The 15,837-nt window shown below is 51.1% G+C and carries 12 protein-coding genes and 1 tRNA gene; 6 read left to right on the forward strand and 7 right to left on the reverse strand.

Features of this window, described 5'->3' with window-relative positions; all coding sequences use genetic code 11:
* The first annotated feature begins 48 nt into the window (after positions 1–48).
* A tRNA-Cys gene (locus BUB94_RS04430) sits at positions 49–121 on the forward strand.
* Between the two features lie 158 nt (positions 122–279).
* Here BUB94_RS04430 and BUB94_RS04435 read toward each other — a convergent pair.
* Positions 280–948, reverse strand: a complete 669-nt coding sequence (locus tag BUB94_RS04435; RefSeq protein ID WP_073158878.1) for a hypothetical protein — start codon at positions 946–948, stop codon at positions 280–282.
* 288 nt (positions 949–1,236) lie between these two features.
* Here BUB94_RS04435 and BUB94_RS04440 point away from each other — a divergent pair, with 288 nt between their 5' ends.
* Positions 1,237–1,899, forward strand: a complete 663-nt coding sequence (locus tag BUB94_RS04440) for a DNA alkylation repair protein (RefSeq protein ID WP_073158880.1) — start codon at positions 1,237–1,239, stop codon at positions 1,897–1,899.
* 77 nt (positions 1,900–1,976) lie between these two features.
* On the opposite strand, the gene BUB94_RS16165 is transcribed toward BUB94_RS04440, so the two are convergent.
* Positions 1,977–2,174 (reverse strand): hypothetical protein, encoded by a 198-nt coding sequence (locus tag BUB94_RS16165; RefSeq protein ID WP_083538104.1) that lies wholly within the window; start codon positions 2,172–2,174, stop codon positions 1,977–1,979.
* 171 nt (positions 2,175–2,345) lie between these two features.
* Here BUB94_RS16165 and BUB94_RS04445 point away from each other — a divergent pair, with 171 nt between their 5' ends.
* The 4 genes from BUB94_RS04445 to BUB94_RS04460 all read left to right on the forward strand — a co-directional run bounded on the left by BUB94_RS04445 (position 2,346) and on the right by BUB94_RS04460 (position 9,705).
* Positions 2,346–4,319, forward strand: coding sequence for a 4-alpha-glucanotransferase (locus BUB94_RS04445; protein ID WP_073234540.1), 1,974 nt, complete (start codon positions 2,346–2,348; stop codon positions 4,317–4,319).
* A 341-nt stretch (positions 4,320–4,660) separates the two neighbouring features.
* On the forward strand, positions 4,661–5,986 hold the full coding sequence (locus tag BUB94_RS04450; RefSeq protein ID WP_083538105.1) for a glycoside hydrolase family 13 protein: 1,326 nt from the start codon (positions 4,661–4,663) through the stop codon (positions 5,984–5,986).
* Positions 5,987–6,015: 29 nt separating this feature from the next.
* Positions 6,016–8,646 carry a protein translocase subunit SecDF gene (locus BUB94_RS04455; RefSeq protein WP_073158884.1) on the forward strand — a complete coding sequence of 877 codons (2,631 nt, stop codon included), beginning with the start codon at positions 6,016–6,018 and terminating at the stop codon, positions 8,644–8,646.
* Positions 8,647–8,769: 123 nt separating this feature from the next.
* Positions 8,770–9,705, forward strand: coding sequence for a magnesium transporter CorA family protein (locus BUB94_RS04460; RefSeq protein ID WP_073234543.1), 936 nt, complete (start codon positions 8,770–8,772; stop codon positions 9,703–9,705).
* Positions 9,706–9,801: 96 nt separating this feature from the next.
* Here the strand turns inward: BUB94_RS04460 and BUB94_RS04465 are convergent, their stop codons facing one another.
* Genes BUB94_RS04465 through BUB94_RS04485 form a run of 5 tightly spaced genes read right to left on the reverse strand, consistent with a single transcriptional unit; the run spans position 9,802 to position 15,801 of the window.
* Positions 9,802–10,821 carry a polyprenyl synthetase family protein gene (locus BUB94_RS04465; protein WP_073158888.1) on the reverse strand — a complete coding sequence of 340 codons (1,020 nt, stop codon included), beginning with the start codon at positions 10,819–10,821 and terminating at the stop codon, positions 9,802–9,804.
* 2 nt (positions 10,822–10,823) lie between these two features.
* Positions 10,824–12,827: a DNA topoisomerase (ATP-hydrolyzing) subunit B gene (gene gyrB, locus BUB94_RS04470; protein WP_083538106.1), complete on the reverse strand. Its 2,004-nt coding sequence runs from the start codon at positions 12,825–12,827 to the stop codon at positions 10,824–10,826.
* A 37-nt stretch (positions 12,828–12,864) separates the two neighbouring features.
* Positions 12,865–13,191, reverse strand: a complete 327-nt coding sequence (locus tag BUB94_RS04475) for a DciA family protein (RefSeq protein WP_073158890.1) — start codon at positions 13,189–13,191, stop codon at positions 12,865–12,867.
* A gap of 6 nt (positions 13,192–13,197) precedes the next feature.
* Positions 13,198–13,971 (reverse strand): MlaE family ABC transporter permease, encoded by a 774-nt coding sequence (locus BUB94_RS04480; protein ID WP_249506132.1) that lies wholly within the window; start codon positions 13,969–13,971, stop codon positions 13,198–13,200.
* A gap of 21 nt (positions 13,972–13,992) precedes the next feature.
* Entirely contained in the window at positions 13,993–15,801 is a 1,809-nt protein-coding gene (locus BUB94_RS04485) for a S41 family peptidase (RefSeq protein WP_073158894.1), read from the reverse strand.
* Positions 15,802–15,837: the final 36 nt, after the last annotated feature.

Below are 15,837 nucleotides of genomic sequence, written 5' to 3' on the forward strand. Positions count from 1 at the left end.
ATACCCCTTGAAAGGTTTTGTTTTTTTATCTATATTGCGGTTCACTTTGGCGACGTACCCAAGTTGGTAAGGGGCGAGTCTGCAAAACTCTTATTCATCAGTTCGAGTCTGATCGTTGCCTCTAAAAGTAAAGAAAGATCTCTCGGAAGAGAGGTCTTTTTTTATATAAAAACTATTGATATAAAAATATAGGGATGGACGTCAGGTGTGGAACCGCAGACTTTAAAAAGGAATGCATAAAAAAGACCGCGGCTCGTATGAGTGGCGGTCTTTGATTGTCTAGGCCTCAGGCAGGGGATTTTTGCGGGGTCGCCCTCTGGGGCGTTTGACCGGTTGACCCTCCGGTTGGGCGGCGGGTCCGTCTGTCTGAATTGCAGAAGCGGTTGTGCGCTTGGCGAAAAGGGCCTCGCGGATTTTCTTTGCCCGTTCTTCGGCTTTCTGGAGTGCCAGTTCAGCTGCGGAGACGATGACGGCCTTGGGCTTTTCTCCGACCTTTGCTCCGAAGGATGCCTTCAGCACGCGGCCGGAACTGGGAGTCTGGCCCAAGAAGGTTTTGGTCGTGGCGGATTTTTCGTTCCCGGAGGGGAAAGTTTTCTTGGCCGTCATAAGAAAGTTCGTTGTGCCGGGGTGTCGCTGTTCCGGTTCGATCTTTGTACAGCTGGGGCTTTTTTCGGTAAATGCGTTGCGGAAAATTTCGCTTTTTTGCGGAGGGAGCGTTTCGACCGAACTTCTAAAAAGGGCTGCAGCCTCTTCGTGGGATTTTCTCTCCTTGGCGGCGATTCGTTCTCGCTTGCCGGGGCGACGTTCCCCTTTTTTGCGTTTTCCGGAAACTTCGCGCAGTTCCTTTTCGGAACGCTTGATTATTTCTTCGTCGGAGAGTCCCCTGAGTTCCGGCGGAACTTCGATGATGGGGAGCATTTCTTCCTTGACGTCTGCTATTTCACTCATATACTTCTTAATGTTTTAATTTTACAATATGATGTTCTTTTTTGGGCTGTCCAACCAAATCTGGTGTTGAAATGTTTTTTTTTGCCCCTGCGAACTTTATCTGTATTTTTGTAGGTGTTTTATGTACGTTTGCGGGTTCAAAAATAGGTCTTTGGAAACTTTTTGATTTGTCAAGAGTATTTTTAAACTTTTTTGATGTAAAAATTCTGTTAAAATTTAAAAAAAATTGAAAAAAGTGTTTGTCAAGGTCTAGAAATTTATTTTTTTTGGGACTATTTTTGGCCTACAATGCTTCGTTTTACACAAGATATCTTACTTGCTCTCCGCGCTATCTCTAATGAAGAAGAAGCGCATGAAATGTCTAAGAAGGCTCGCGAACAGTTCGACTTCCTCGGAATTCGTCTGGTTCCCCGCCGTGAAGTGACTTATCCCCTTTTTGACAAGAATCCGCCGAAAGATGGCGATGAACTTGTTGCTAGAGTCGAAGACATGTGGACGCAGCCTTATCGTGAAATTCAGTACGCCGCTTGCGACTACCTGTTCCGTCATCGCGGACTTCTGGGTGGCCAGCATTTGTCGTTCCTGAAGAAGCTGATCAAGACTCGTGCCTGGCGTGATACCGTGGACACCTTGGCCGCATGCGTGCTGGGTGACCTGGCTCTCCGTCTGCCGGCTCTCCGTACCAAGATCGCTTCCTGGATCCGTGATCCCAATGTGTGGGTTCGCCGTAGTGCAATCATTTTCCAGATTCAGTACAAAGACCGCACTGATTGGCCTTTGCTCCGTAAGTTCTGCCTGACCTGCGCTAAGGACGACGACTATTATATCCGTAATGGAATCGGTCGCGCATTGTCTGAATATGCCCGCATCAATCCTCAGGAAGTTCGTCGCTTTGTTCAGGACAATACTTTTGCTGAACAGACCACCCAGGAAATCTTGAGAATGATCTAATCCCTAATCGGGTTAGCAAAAACAAAAAGTTAGTTTGTTTAAATTAAAAGTCCCCGTTTCGCAGACGAGGGCTTCTTTTATTTTTTCTCGTATTCCTTTTCTAGAAATAGGCGCTGTTCCTTGTTGGCGGGTTGGGCGCTGCCTCTGCCCTGTGCGGATTCGCTAAAGGGGAAAACGAAACGTCCTCGCAAGACGCAACCCGGTGCCCCGGGATCGCATTCCTTGTTCCGCTTGACGCAAAATGTTCCTCTAAGATTTCGGCATTCATAACTCATACTGTAAATATAGTTATGAGATATGAGTTGTGAGATATGAATTATGAGTTGTAAAGTATGGAGGTATCGTCGCGATTATTTAGCTCAAAGGGCAGTCCTCATGCCTCGAACCTCATACCTAATTATCCTTTTACCTTTAAACTTCTGCCTTTTGTTTTTAAATTTTAACTCATGAGATATGGTGACCTTTCTTATTTCCAGAGCGGCGTGGCCGTTCCCCTCTTCAGCCTTTATAGCAAGCAGAGCATCGGTATCGGCGAATACCTGGATCTGATTCCCTTTGCTCGCTGGGCTCAGGTCTGTGACTTCAACATTATTCAGCTTCTGCCGGTGAACGATACTGGTGCTGAATCCAGCCCCTATAGCGCCCGCAGTGCCTTTGCCCTGAACCCGGTGTTCATCAATGTGCAGGCCGTGGACGGATCCTCTGAATACGAAGAGGAAATTCATGAGGCCAAGGCCAAGTTCGATGCTGAAGGTAAGATTGACTACTACAAGATTTCTACCTGGAAACGTTCCATCCTCAGAAAGATTTTTGACAATCGTTACGATTACCTGAAGAAGGACAAGGTTCTGACTCGCTGGATTGATTCCAACAGCTGGGCTAAGCCTTACTGCGTGTATGCTACCCTGAAGGCCCAGAATGGCGAATCCAGCTGGAAGGATTGGGCGGAATATCGCAATCCTACCGATAAGGATATTGAAAAGCTTTGGAAGAAGTTCATTAAGGACTGCCTGTTCCAGGCCTGGATGCAGTGTGTCGCCGAAATGCAGTTTAACGCTGCCGTTACCGAAGTTTCCAATATGGGTCTTCGCCTGAAGGGCGACATTCCTATCTTGATTAACGAAGACAGTGCAGACGTCTGGTCTGAACGCCGTTTCTTCTCACTGGATGATCGTGCCGGTGCTCCTCCTGACATGTTCAGCTACAGTGGCCAGAACTGGGGATTCCCCACTTACCGTTGGGACGTAATCGAACAGGATAACTTTGACTGGTGGCGTCGTCGTCTGGCCCAGGCTAGCAAGTTCTATCATGCCTACCGCATCGACCACGTTCTGGGCTTCTTCCGTATTTGGTCTATTCCCCAGTGCGAAGTGACTGGCATCATGGGTCGTTTCAACCCCTGTATCCCGCTGACCTTGAACGAACTTCAGAGTGCCGGTTTCTGCCAGGCTACGCTGGAATACCTGCGCCGTCCTAACTACTCCATTGACCAGCTTCGCGGTTTCCTGGGCGATGATACGGATCGCCTTGCTCCGGTCTGCTTCCAGCCGTTGGAAGGGGAATTCGACCGTCTGGTGCTGAAGCCGGAATTCTCTTCCGAAAAGGCAATCCTTTCTATGGGTGAACCTCAGGAAGTGAAGGACAAACTGTTGAAGGTTTACTGGAATAGAGTGTTCATTCCCTCTGGCGACGAGAATACCTTCTACCCCTACTGGTACTGGTACAATCAGCCGGTTTTATTTACCTTGCCCGAAAACGAACAGCAGAAGCTTCGCGAAATTCTTAAGCGCAACGAAGATTCCCAGAACGGCTTGTGGGAACAGAATGCTACCAAGCTGCTCTCTGTGCTTGCCAAGGAAACCGACATGCTGGTCTGCGCCGAAGACCTTGGTGCAGTCCCGTCTTGCGTGCCGACTGTTTTGAACAAGTTAAACATCCTTTCTCTGCGTATCGAACGCTGGGCCCGTAATTGGAATGTGCCTTATTCTCCCTACTACGATATGGATGAATATCCCCGCCTTTCCGTTTGCACCACCAGCTGCCACGATACCTCCAGCCTTCGCGGCCTGTGGAAGGAACCGGATTTCGACCGCGGTCTTTACTGGTCTCATGCTCATTTGCCGGGCAGCGCGCCCCAGGAAATTACTCCTACGGTCGCACGTACCATTCTGACCCATGTGTTCAGCTCCAATAGCTTGTTCTGCATTCTCCCTGCTCAGGATTACTTCGCCCTTTCTGCAAGCCTTTCTCAGGTGGATCCTGAAAAGGAACGCGTCAATGTGCCGGGTACCGTGGGTGGTGCAAACTGGTGCTACCGTCTGCCTTGTTCCGTTGACGAACTGATGGACTATTCGTCCCTTAGTTCCGATATCCGCAAGCTGGTGGATGTACGCAAACGTCGCCCGTTGTGGAAATTTTAGGTGATTTGAAATCAGCGCGGCTTGTCCGCGCTTTTTTTTGGCTGAAAATGGACTCCAAACGGGGGCTTTGCCTTAAATGGAGTCCATTTTTTTTTGTTGTTTGTAATCGTTGCTGTACGCTTGTTTTGAAAATGGACTCCAAATGGCGTTGAATCCGACTTTTGGAGTGGATGAAATGTGCGAAAATAATCGTTTTTGGCTATGTTTAAGTTAATTTATTTGAAATGTTGGGTTCCAAAACATCTTGATATTGTAAAATGGAGCCTATTTTTTGCGAAAAAGAGACTTCGCAGATATATATTTATTGACAAACAGCCACCTTATTCCAACTATTGCCTATTATGAATTCATTTGCTCCCGCTTGGGTGAAAGATTCGATATTTTACCAGATTTTCCCGGATCGATTCTGTCGTTCCGAACGCTACAAGGCTGCCGGCAAGTTCGTAGATTGGAACGCCAGGCCTACCCGCGAAAATATGTTCGGTGGCAATCTGGCCGGTATTGAAGACCGCCTGAAGTATATCGCCGACATGGGCTTTAACGCCATCTACCTTTGCCCTATTTTCAAGAGCAATTCCAACCACCGTTATCATACGATGGATTACTATGAAATTGACCCTGTCCTTGGGACCATGGCGGATTTTGACAGGCTCGTAAAAAAGGCTCATAAACTTGGGCTGCGCATCATTCTGGATGGCGTGTTCAATCACTGTTCCCGCGGTTTTTTCCAGTTTAACAGTCTGCTGGAACTGGGGCGCAATTCCCCTTATGTGGACTGGTTCCATATAAAGAAATGGCCCCTGAAGGCTTACTCAAAAAAAGCCAATTACGAATGCTGGTGGAATTTTCCGGCCCTGCCGAAGTTCAATACCGACAATCCCGAGGTCCGCGAATACCTGATGAGCGTAGGCGAGTTCTGGATGAAACGAGGAATCGACGGGTGGCGCCTGGATGTGCCTAACGAAATCAATGACGACAGTTTCTGGCAGGAATTCCGTCGCCGCATCAAGGCAATCAATCCCGAGGCCTATATCGTAGGCGAAATCTGGGATGAGCCTTCCCGCTGGCTGATGGGCGACCAGTTTGACGGCGTCATGAACTATATGTTCCGTAAGGCGGTGCTGGCTTACCTCTTTGACGAAAATCCCATCAGTACCGAGGAGTTCTGCCGACGTCTGGAAGAGGCCTTCCCCAAAACCCGATGGTACGGGAGCGATGAGGGGGAGACTCCTACCGGCGACATTCCCATGAACCTGCTGGGCAGTCACGATACGATCCGTTTGCAGTCCCTGCCTTGTTCCGACAGGGCACGGGTGCGCTTGGCCCTGACCCTGCTATTCTTTATGCCGGGAGCCCCCTGTATATATTATGGTGAGGAATTGGGGCTTAAGGGCGGTAAGGACCCCGACAATAGGCGGACCATCCCCTGGGATTCCCTTGAAAGTTTGCGGAAACATCCTGCTTACCCATATATAAAAGAGCTGATCGAACTCCGAAAATCGAACGTTGCCCTCAGAAAAGGCGATTTTTCTATAAAAATAGGGGAAAATGCATTCGAGATCCGCAGATTTTATGAAGAAAATGGGAAAAAGAACGTTTTGGAGCTGAAAGTCTACGGAGCCCAGGACGGTTCTTCCCCGAGTTTTGCTATCTTTGCGCCCAACTAAGCGTTTAGTACCTTATTAAGGGATTACAAATGAACAAGAACAAATTCGGCATGCGAGAATTCATCATTCTCCTCGTCATTATTCTTTCGGCCTACACTGTATGGCCTTCTATTCAGGTTCACTCCAAGTCGGGTGATGAGAAAAAGACCTTCCTTAAGGAAAATCCGAAGCTGGGTGCAAAGTCCATCAACTTCGGTTTGGACCTCGCTGGTGGTACCGCCATTACTCTCGAAATCGAGAAGTCCGGTATCAAGAACGAAGATATCAAGGACGTTCAGGAACAGTCCCTGGAAATCATTCGTAACCGCGTTGACCAATACGGTCTTTCTGAACCTCAGATTTCTCCCAGCGGCGACGACCGTATCGTGGTTGAACTGGCAGGTGTGGATGACTCCACCGCTAAGGCTCTCGTGGGTTCCACCGCAAAGCTGGAATTCAAGATTCTGGCCGAAGCTGAAAAGTTCCAGCAGGTCGTTCTGCTCATCGACCAGTACCTGACCCGTCAGACTACTGACATCGCTGCAGACTCTGCCGCAACCGTCGACACTACCGCCGCCGCAGCCAAGGATTCCGCTAAGGACACCACCAAGGCTCTCTCCGATGACGAACTTCTCGGTAACACTCAGGTTGCTGAAGCCGCTCCCGCAGCAGAAACTGCAGAAACTGCCAAGGCTGAACCGGCAAGCGAAGTCGGCACTGCTCTTTCCGCTTACTACATGAACTTCGGCAACGGTGGTTTCATCGCCGAAGAAAGTGTTGAAAAGGTCAAGAAGCTTCTCGCTACTGAAGGCGTTCAGAAGCTGATTCCCCGTGACGTGAACTTTGCCTTCGGTAGCGGTCTGGAACCTGTCCAGCGCGGCTCCCAGATCAAGGCCAAGCGTCTTTACCTCCTGAAGCGTCGCGCCGAAATGTCCGGTGACGATGTTGTTGACGCTCAGCCGCACCGCGTTAGCGATGGTGTCAGCGCCGGCGAAGTTGCCGTTAGCCTCAAGTTCGGTGGCATCGGCCCCAAGAAGTTCTCCGCTGTAACTGCTGCAAACATCGGCAAGCAGATGGCTATCGTTCTCGACAACCAGGTGATTTCCGCTCCGGTGATCCGCGACCGTATCCCCAATGGCGAAGCTCAGATTACTGGCCTCGACGACATGGCTGAAGCAAACCGTCTGTCTGTCGTGCTCCGTGCCGGTGCTCTCAAGGCTCCCATGAACATCATCGAGTCTCGTAGCGTCGGTGCTACCCTCGGTGAAGAAAACATCGTTCAGGGCTTCGGTTCTGGCGCTGTCGGCCTTATCCTCTGCCTCGTGTTCATGATCGGCTACTACCGCCTCGGTGGTTTCATCGCTAGCCTGGGTATGATCATCAATACTTTGGTTACCGCAGCCGTTATGTCTGTGTTTAACGCTACCCTGACTCTCCCGGGCATCGCTGGCTTCATCCTGGTGCTTGGTATGTCTCTCGACGCAAACGTCATTATTTACGAACGTATCCGCGAAGAAATCAAGGGCGGCCTCACTGCCCGCGCCGCTGTCGCCAAGGGTTACGAACGTGCTTTCAGCGCCATTTTCGACTCCAACCTGACCACCGTGCTTACCGCCTTGATCCTTTACAAGATCGGTACCGGTTCCGTGAAGGGTTTCGGTCTTACCTTGATGATCGGTATTATTACTTCTCTCTTCTGCGCTCTTACTGTTACCCGCGCCGTGTTCGACTGGAAGCTTGCTAAGCAGGACGCAACCACCCTCTCTATCGGTGGCGGCTTCAAGTTCCTCAACAACGCTAACCTGCCTGTTGTTCCCAACCGCGGTAAGTTCAAGCTGGTCTCCATCATCATGATCGTGGTCAGTATCGCCTCTATCGCTGTTAAGGGCTTCGACTTCAGCATCGACTTCACTGGTGGTCAGGTTTATACCGTCCAGTATCAGGATGCCGATAAGCATGAAGGCGACCTGAACAAGGCTCTCGCCGATGCTGGTATCAAGGGTGCAAAGGTTCGCTCTCTGGGTGGTACCTCCGCTAACTCCTACCAGATCAGCATGCGCGCTTCTGAAGACGCTCAGTTTGAAGTCAAGATGGCTCAGGCCTTCGAAGCTGCAAACCAGAAGGTTGAAATTGTGGCTAAGGACAACGTTGGTCCTACCATCGGTAAGGAACTTCGTAACGACGCTATCATGGCCATCATCCTCGCATGGATCGCCATCGGTCTCTATGTGTGGTTCCGCTTCGGTAAGCTGGGTCTTGGCTTCGGTATCGGTGCTGTGGTCGGCCTCGTCCACGACTCCCTCATTACCTTGGGCTTCATCTCCCTCTTCGGCCTTTCCTTCGACGGTGCTCTCATCGCATCTCTCCTCACCATGATCGGTTACTCCGTTAACGATACCATCGTGGTGTTCGACCGTGTTCGTGAAAACGCCGCCATCCATGGCCTCACTGGCTTCGACAAGACTCTCAACAGCTCTATCAACCAGTGCTTCAGCCGTACCGTGATTACCTCTCTCACCACCCTCTTCGTCTGCTTGGTTCTCGCTATCATGGGCGGTTCCTCCATCCGCGACTTCGGTATGGTGATGGTCTTCGGTATCTTCATCGGTACCTACTCCTCTGTCTGCATTTGCTCTCCCTTCGTGCTCTGGTACTCCAAGCGCTTCAAGACCGGTGTGTAATAGCAGCTTAGGCTTTGTAAAGGCCTGGTAAAAAAATCAGATTTTTTAGGCTCGGACTTGCTCCGGGCCTTTTTGCTTTTACATATTTTTCTATTTTTGGGTCCGTTCGATCAAGGGGGCGCTATGCTCAAGAAGTACTATAAAATCGAATCAGGGCGCCTCGCTAGTGCCCCGAACGAAGAAGTGGCAGACATCGTCATGATGGGTTCTCTTAGCCAGGAACAGCGAAGCGTGCTGGTTAAGGAATACGAAATCACGGAACATACCATTGCGTCTGCATTCGACTCCGACGAACTTTCCCGTATAGAATACGATGATGACTTTACCACCATCGTGTTTAAGAAGCCCAAGAACTATTCTGCGGCCGATAATTTCCAGTTCCGCGTAGAATCTTTCGGTATCTTCATTTTCAAGGACTGGGTGTTGCTCCTGACGGACTCCGACATTCCCATTACCGACGAAAAGCGTTTTTCCAAGATCGACAGCCTGAACACTTTCGTGCTTAAGGTTCTTAGCTATGCGATTTACCACTTCAACGAACACTTGAAGATCATCAATCGCATCAACGACGAACTGGAACAGAAGCTCCGTACCGCCATGGAAAACAAGTACCTGCTTTCCATGTTCAGCCTGAACAAGGGCTTGATCTACTACGTCAGCGCCCTGAACAGTAACGATACCCTGCTCCGCAAGCTCCAGATGGGCCGCAGCCTCAACTGGACCGAAGCCGAACGTGAATTGCTGGAAGACATCCAGATTGAAAACGGCCAGAGCCTGCAGCAGGCAAACATCTACGCCAACATTTTGACGTCCATGATGGATGCCCGCGCTAGCGTCATCAGCAACAACGTGAACACGCTGATGAAGAACCTGACCATCGTGACCATTTCTATTTCCCTCCCGACGTTCTTCGCCAGCTTGTTCGGCATGAACGTGCGCCTGCCCTTCGGCATGAACGGCGATGCCACCGGAGGTAGCGACCTGGCATTCTGGATTATCATTGCCATGTGCTTCCTGTCTGTGCTTGTGTTCATGGCCATCTGGACAAGAAAAAAATAGGGAACCGCATAATCCCAAGCGCTAGCTGGGAAATAAAAAAACGTCCGCTACAGCGGTCGTTTTTTTTGCTTGATAGAGAATTGCCTTGCCGCAGAGTCAGTTTCCGCGATCGCTCATGGAGGCGAACATGGCAACGATTTCGTCGGTGAAATTGCTTGCCGGAAGCTGGTTTGCAATTTCAAGAGCCTTTTCCAGGTGGTCCTGAGCGCAGGCCTTGGCCTTCTTGAATGCTTCCTTTTCGTTCAGCTTGGCGATAATCTTTTCGGGAACGCCAGCCTCGGAAGCCTTGGCGATGAGACTTTCCATCTCGTTGCGGTCGGCTGCGGAGCATCCGTCAAAGTAGTACAGCAGGGGCAGGGTAATCAGGCCGTTGCCAAGGTCGGTGAACTTGGCCTTGTCCAGGTTCTGGCTGCCAAAGCCGTAGTCCAGCAAGTCATCCACGATCTGGAAGGCGATGCCGAAATGGCTACCCATCTGGGCGCACTTGTCTGCGTTTTCTGCATCGAAGCCGGCCAGGATGCCGCCAATACGGGCTGCTGCGTCAATCAGGGCTGCGGTCTTGCCATCGATGATTTCGTCATACTTTTCAAAGGACAGGTGGGTATTGCCGGAATAGTCCAGCTCGAGAATTTCACCTGCAATTAGCTTGTCGGCTGCGTTAGAAAGAATCACGGGCACGTCTCGGGATTCTTCGTTGATGACGCAACGCATGGCCTGGGAAAGAACGTAGTCGCCAATGAGAACGGCAACCTGAGTTCCCCATTCCTTGTGGGCTGTCTTCTGACCGCGGCGGATGTCTGTTCCGTCGATAATATCGTCGTGGACCAGGCTTGCCAGGTGCAGCAATTCAATGCCTGCGCAAGCGTGTGCAACGCGGTCGGCGTTGGGCTTTACGCTGCCGCTCTGGGCAATCAGGCAAAGCAGGGTAGAACGAATGCGTTTGCCCTTGCGCTGGAACAGAGATACCAAACGTTCAGAAATGCCTGCGGGGGCTTTCCTTGCCACGTCCATGATGACCTCTTCCGTCAGCTGGAGCTGGTCCTTTACGAGGTCACGGGCTTGGTTTAGAACGGTCTGAAAATCAGCTTTACTTTGAAGGGAATCCTTGGAATTCATGATTAAACATCCAGTTCGTCAAGAACCTTGTAGGCATTATTTTCAATAAACTTACGGCGGGGTTCCACGTCTTCGCCCATGAGCATGCTAAAGATCTGGTCGGCCACAACGGCGTCTTCCACATAGCACTGCTTCAGCAGGCGCTTTTCGGGATCCATGGTGGTTTCGAAAAGCTGTTCAGCAGACATTTCGCCAAGACCTTTGAATCGGGTGATGGTGACATTCTTCTTGTCTTCCAGCTTGGCCATGGCTTCTTCCTTGGCGTTTTCGTCGAACAGGTACTGCTCCTTGAGGCCCACCTTCAGCTTGTACAGAGGAGGCATGGCCAGGAACACGTGGCCGTTGTCGATAAGGGGACGCATATAGCGGAAGAAGAAAGTCAGCAGCAAAGTCTGAATATGGGAGCCGTCCACATCAGCATCGGTCATGATCACGATCTTGTGGTAGCGGAGCTTTTCCAGCTTGCATTCAGAACCGAGGCCGCAACCGATGGCGTTCACCAGGTTCTGGATTTCTTCGGTGTCCAGCACGCGGTGGAGGCTTGCCTTTTCTACGTTCAGGATCTTACCGCGGAGGGGGAGGATGGCCTGGAATTCGCGCTTGCGGCCCTGCTTTGCAGAACCACCTGCAGAGTCACCTTCCACAATGAACATTTCGCATTCCTTGGGATCGCGGCTACTGCAGTCGGCCAGCTTACCCGGAAGTCCGCCACTTTCAAGAACGTTCTTGCGGCGGGCCAGGTTACGAGCCTTATGGGCGGCTTCGCGTGCCTGGGCTGCGTTGTAGACCTTGTCCAGAATGACTCTCACGGCAGCCGGATTTTCCTGGAAGTATTCTTCCAGCTTGGCACCGAATGCACTTGCCACATAGCTGGTGATTTCGGAGTTGCCCAGCTTACGCTTGGTCTGGCCTTCGAACTGAGGCTGAGAAACCTTGATGGCGATAACGGCGGTAAGACCTTCGCGGATATCGTCAGAGGTAATCTGGATGTCCTTCTTGCCCTTGGGCATTTCGGCGGCAAACTTGTTGATGACGCGGGTCAGCGCGGTCTTGAAACCGGTAACGTGGGTACCGCCATCGTAGGTGTTCACGTTGTTCACGAAGCTAAAGAAATTTTCCTGATAGCCGTCGTTGTACCACATGGCCACTTCCAGAGGATACTGGCCATCGGGGAGCACCAGGTGAATCGGGGCCTGGAACAGCGGAGTGCGGTGTTCATCCACATAGCGCACGAATTCAGAAACGCCACCCGGATAGCAGAAGGTTTCGCTCACCTTTTCTTCGGTACGTTCGTCGGTCAAGGTCAGGCGCAGGCCGCTCATCAAGAATGCCAGTTCGCGGAAGCGGGTAGCCAGGGTGTCGTAAACGTAAACGGTTTCGCTGAAAATGGTATCGTCCGGATAGAACTCGATGGTGGTTCCGGTTTCGTTTTCGGCGCAGGTTCCGATTTCCTGCTGGGGTCCGCAAGGAATACCCTTGCTAAAGGTCTGGGTCACTACCTTGCCCTTACGGCGAACGGTAGCCACAAGCTTGGTAGAAAGGGCGTTAACGCAGCTGACACCCACGCCATGGAGACCTGCAGAAACCTTATAGGAATTGCTGTCGAACTTACCACCGGCATGGAGCTTGGTCATCACCACTTCCAGTGTACCCACCTTTTCCTTGGGGTGGATGTCGGTGGGAATGCCACGGCCGTTGTCGGTCACGCGGATTCCGTTACCCGGAAGGATTGCAATTTCGATATGGTTACAGAATCCGGCCAGGGATTCGTCCACGGAGTTGTCCACCACTTCCCACACCAGGTGATGCAAACCGCGAATATCGGTAGAACCGATGTACATTGCCGGGCGCACGCGCACCGCTTCGAGACCTTCCAACACGGTAATGTTGGAGCCGCTATAATCTTCTTCGGCCTTCTTCAGGTCTTCGGTAGAAACGTTCTGATTGACTGTTTCAATGGAATCGACCTTAACGTCGTTCTCTGTATTTTCCAAATTTTCTGCCATCTTTTTCTCGTTTGCAGATGGCATTTCAGCCACCTGGCTAAATCAGTCGGACATCCCGCACTGCAGGCTTGCCCAACAGTAAATTACACTTGTCAATAATAGCTTTTTTTTGCAGGAACAGCTCGTGTTTCCAGGCTGAGTTGGCGCATTTTAGCACCAAAATTCCCTTGTTAAAACGGTCAATTTTTACGTGGGGTAAAAGCAATGTTCCGACCACTTTCTCGAACCCTTCCGACAGTGTCTTGAAGGTCATATCTTCGGTGATATTGCTCTTGTCCAGAACCATTTTCAGAAGAACGCTAATGTCTGCAGGACCATTCTTGCAGACTCCATTCTTCCGTCGTCTTTGTTCAAATGCGGCCATTGATTTTTACAGGAGCAACAGCTGTGAAAGCACGTAACCACCAATAAGAATACTGGTCATGCCTGCCACCACGGTGGCCTTTGTTGCCTTGCCTACGCCTTCGGCGCCGCTATGGGTGGTAAAGCCGAAATAGCATGCGTAACTGGATATAAAGAATCCGTAGAGAGTGGCCTTGATCAAGCCCACGATCAGGTCCCAATCCTGGTAGAACATTCTAACACCGTAGAAGAATACGGAAAAAGAAACTTCCTTGTACAGGTGAGCGACTTCGTATCCGCCGATAATGCCGATAAAAATACTCAACACCGTCAGGGTGGGTAACATGATGACTGTTGCAATCAGGCGGGGGGCCAGCAAGAACTTATAGGGACTGAGACCTAATACTTTGTATGCATCAAGCTGTTCCGTGACCGCCATAGTGCCAAGCTCAGAACACATGGAGGCTCCGATTCGGCCTGCCAGCACCATGGCTGTAAGAATGGGACACAACTCGACCATCACGGATTTTCCCACGGCCATGCCCACAAACATCAGGGGAATCATATCGGCGAACTGGTAAGCCAGCTGCCAAGACATGATGGCTCCTGTCGCAAGGGAGGCTGCCACCACCACAGGGATACTGGTGACACCCACATGCTGCATCTGTTCTACGGTTGTGTGCAAGTTGCTGAAGGCTCCAGGCACACTCTTAAACATCTGCCACACGAAGTGCAGATAACCGATGGCGGTGTACAGAAATTTCCGGATGAATTTGCCCAGACTTTCTGCGGCTCTGTCCATTGTCTTTATCAAGGTCAGTCCTTATTTCTTCTTGGAGTCCTTGGCCTTTTCGGCGGTGGGCTTCTTGGCGGGCTGTTTCTTTGCCGGAGCGATAGCCTTGTTGTAAAGGCTCATGTCGCTCAGATACTTGATGGCTTCGTTCAGCTGCTTGTCGCGCTTCAGGGAGAATGCGGTACTTACAGAATCGTTAATGAAGGAAGTCAGAAGTTCACGCTTGATGCCGTCCTTGATATAATCCTTGTTTTCGTCGAACTGGGCATTCCTGTTGTTTTCCAGGGCGGTGCGCATTTCTGCCAGACGGGCTGCCAAGACGGAATCGGTTACGGTCTTGGAGGAATCGCCCATGTAGTTCTGTTCACGGATAATGCTCTTTTCCAACTGGTCGACGCCAACAAGTGCGTTAGACTTGATTTTCGTGAAGTTGGTATCCTTCATGCAGTAGTCCTTGAACTGCAGGTACAGGCTGTCGGGTACTTCCCATTCTGCACTGATCTTTGCGCCAGACTTTTCCAGGTCCGGGCGAGCCTTTACAGCAAACTTGAAGTACATAGACATTCTTTCCTGAACCTGAACAACCCAGGGCATGGGGTCCAGTTCAACTTCAACGTCAGGAGTGATGCCGCCGCTGCCGAACATCATACGGCCGTTGTTGGTGTAGAAGGTATCCTGGGCTACGGTATCCTTTTTCAGGGAATCAACCTTTGCCTCGTCGCCGGATTCCTCGGCGTCGTATTCGGCTTCCTGCAACTTCAGACCCTTGATCCCGTTTTCGGGCTTGTTGATGCAACGTCCGAAAGGCAGGTAGTAGAATGCGGTGGTCAGCTTCAGGGCGTTGCCCTGGTTATCCAGCGGGAAGATGGTCTGTACGGAACCCTTACCGAAGGAGGTCTTACCGATAATGAGAGCGCGGTCCCAGTCCTGCAGTGCGCCAGAAACAATTTCTGCTGCGCTGGCGGAACCCTGGTTTACCAGGACCACCATGGGAATGTCCTGCTTTATGATACCGTCTTTGCGGGCACGGCTTTCGGTACGCTGGGTACGGCCGCGGGTACTTACGATGACATTGCCCTGCTTTAGGAACAGTTCGCTAATTTCGATAGCCTGGTTCAAAAGTCCACCGGGGTTGTAGCGCATGTCGAGAATCACCTTCTTCATGCCCTGTTTCTGCAGGCTGCGGAGGGCGTTTTCCACGTCGCTGGTGGTCTTGTCGCTAAAGGTTGCCAACTTGATATAGCCGATATCCTTGGTCACCATGCCGTAATGGGGCACTGCGTGCACAATGATTTCTGCACGGGTAATGGTGAAATCCATCAGGTCGGGAACGCCTTCACGTTCAATAGAGACGGTCACATCGGTACCGATCTTGCCGCGGAGCTTGCTGACGGCGTCATCCAGGGTCAGACCCTTGGTGTCCTTGCCGTCAATTTTGCGGATGCGGTCGCCTGCGCGGATGCCCAGACGGAATGCCGGGGTGCCAGACAGCGGAGAAATCACGGTCAGAATGTTGTCGCGGAGGCTGATAGTAATACCTACGCCGCCGAACTTGCCTTCCATGGATACCTTGAGGCTTTCGTAGTCCTTGGGGCTGAATACCGTGGTATGGGGGTCCAGGATGTTGCGGATGCCACCCAGGGCGGCGTCCGTCAGTTCCGTGGGGTTCACGTCTTCGACATACTTGCGGTTGACTTCAGAAAGAACCTTGTTCAGTCGGGAAACTTCGTCATAGAAATCACCCGGGGGTGTCTGCTTGTCACCTGCTGCGTTGGCAAGAGCAAGTGCAGAAAGGGAAGCTACGAAAAAATTGCGAAAGTTCGGCATATAGAATTTCATACCGAAAAAATACAATTTCATAGGAAAGTCGTTGTA

It is taken from the genome of Fibrobacter sp. UWH9, from assembly GCF_900129715.1.
GTDB lineage: Bacteria > Fibrobacterota > Fibrobacteria > Fibrobacterales > Fibrobacteraceae > Fibrobacter.

Bases quoted from the DNA above. Each gene is read 5' to 3' on its own strand.
- BUB94_RS04460 (WP_073234543.1), top strand. From the start codon at position 8,770: ATGCTCAAGAAGTACTATAAAATCGAATCAGGGCGCCTCGCTAGTGCC.
- BUB94_RS04435 (WP_073158878.1), bottom strand. From the start codon at position 948: ATGAGTGAAATAGCAGACGTCAAGGAAGAAATGCTCCCCATCATCGAA.
- BUB94_RS04455 (WP_073158884.1), top strand. From the start codon at position 6,016: ATGAACAAGAACAAATTCGGCATGCGAGAATTCATCATTCTCCTCGTC.
- BUB94_RS04485 (WP_073158894.1), bottom strand. From the start codon at position 15,801: ATGAAATTCTATATGCCGAACTTTCGCAATTTTTTCGTAGCTTCCCTT.
- BUB94_RS04480 (WP_249506132.1), bottom strand. From the start codon at position 13,971: ATGGACAGAGCCGCAGAAAGTCTGGGCAAATTCATCCGGAAATTTCTG.
- BUB94_RS04450 (WP_083538105.1), top strand. From the start codon at position 4,661: ATGAATTCATTTGCTCCCGCTTGGGTGAAAGATTCGATATTTTACCAG.
- BUB94_RS16165 (WP_083538104.1), bottom strand. From the start codon at position 2,174: ATGAGTTATGAATGCCGAAATCTTAGAGGAACATTTTGCGTCAAGCGG.
- BUB94_RS04475 (WP_073158890.1), bottom strand. From the start codon at position 13,191: ATGGCCGCATTTGAACAAAGACGACGGAAGAATGGAGTCTGCAAGAAT.
- gyrB (WP_083538106.1), bottom strand. From the start codon at position 12,827: ATGGCAGAAAATTTGGAAAATACAGAGAACGACGTTAAGGTCGATTCC.
- BUB94_RS04465 (WP_073158888.1), bottom strand. From the start codon at position 10,821: ATGAATTCCAAGGATTCCCTTCAAAGTAAAGCTGATTTTCAGACCGTT.
- BUB94_RS04440 (WP_073158880.1), top strand. From the start codon at position 1,237: ATGCTTCGTTTTACACAAGATATCTTACTTGCTCTCCGCGCTATCTCT.
- BUB94_RS04445 (WP_073234540.1), top strand. From the start codon at position 2,346: ATGAGATATGGTGACCTTTCTTATTTCCAGAGCGGCGTGGCCGTTCCC.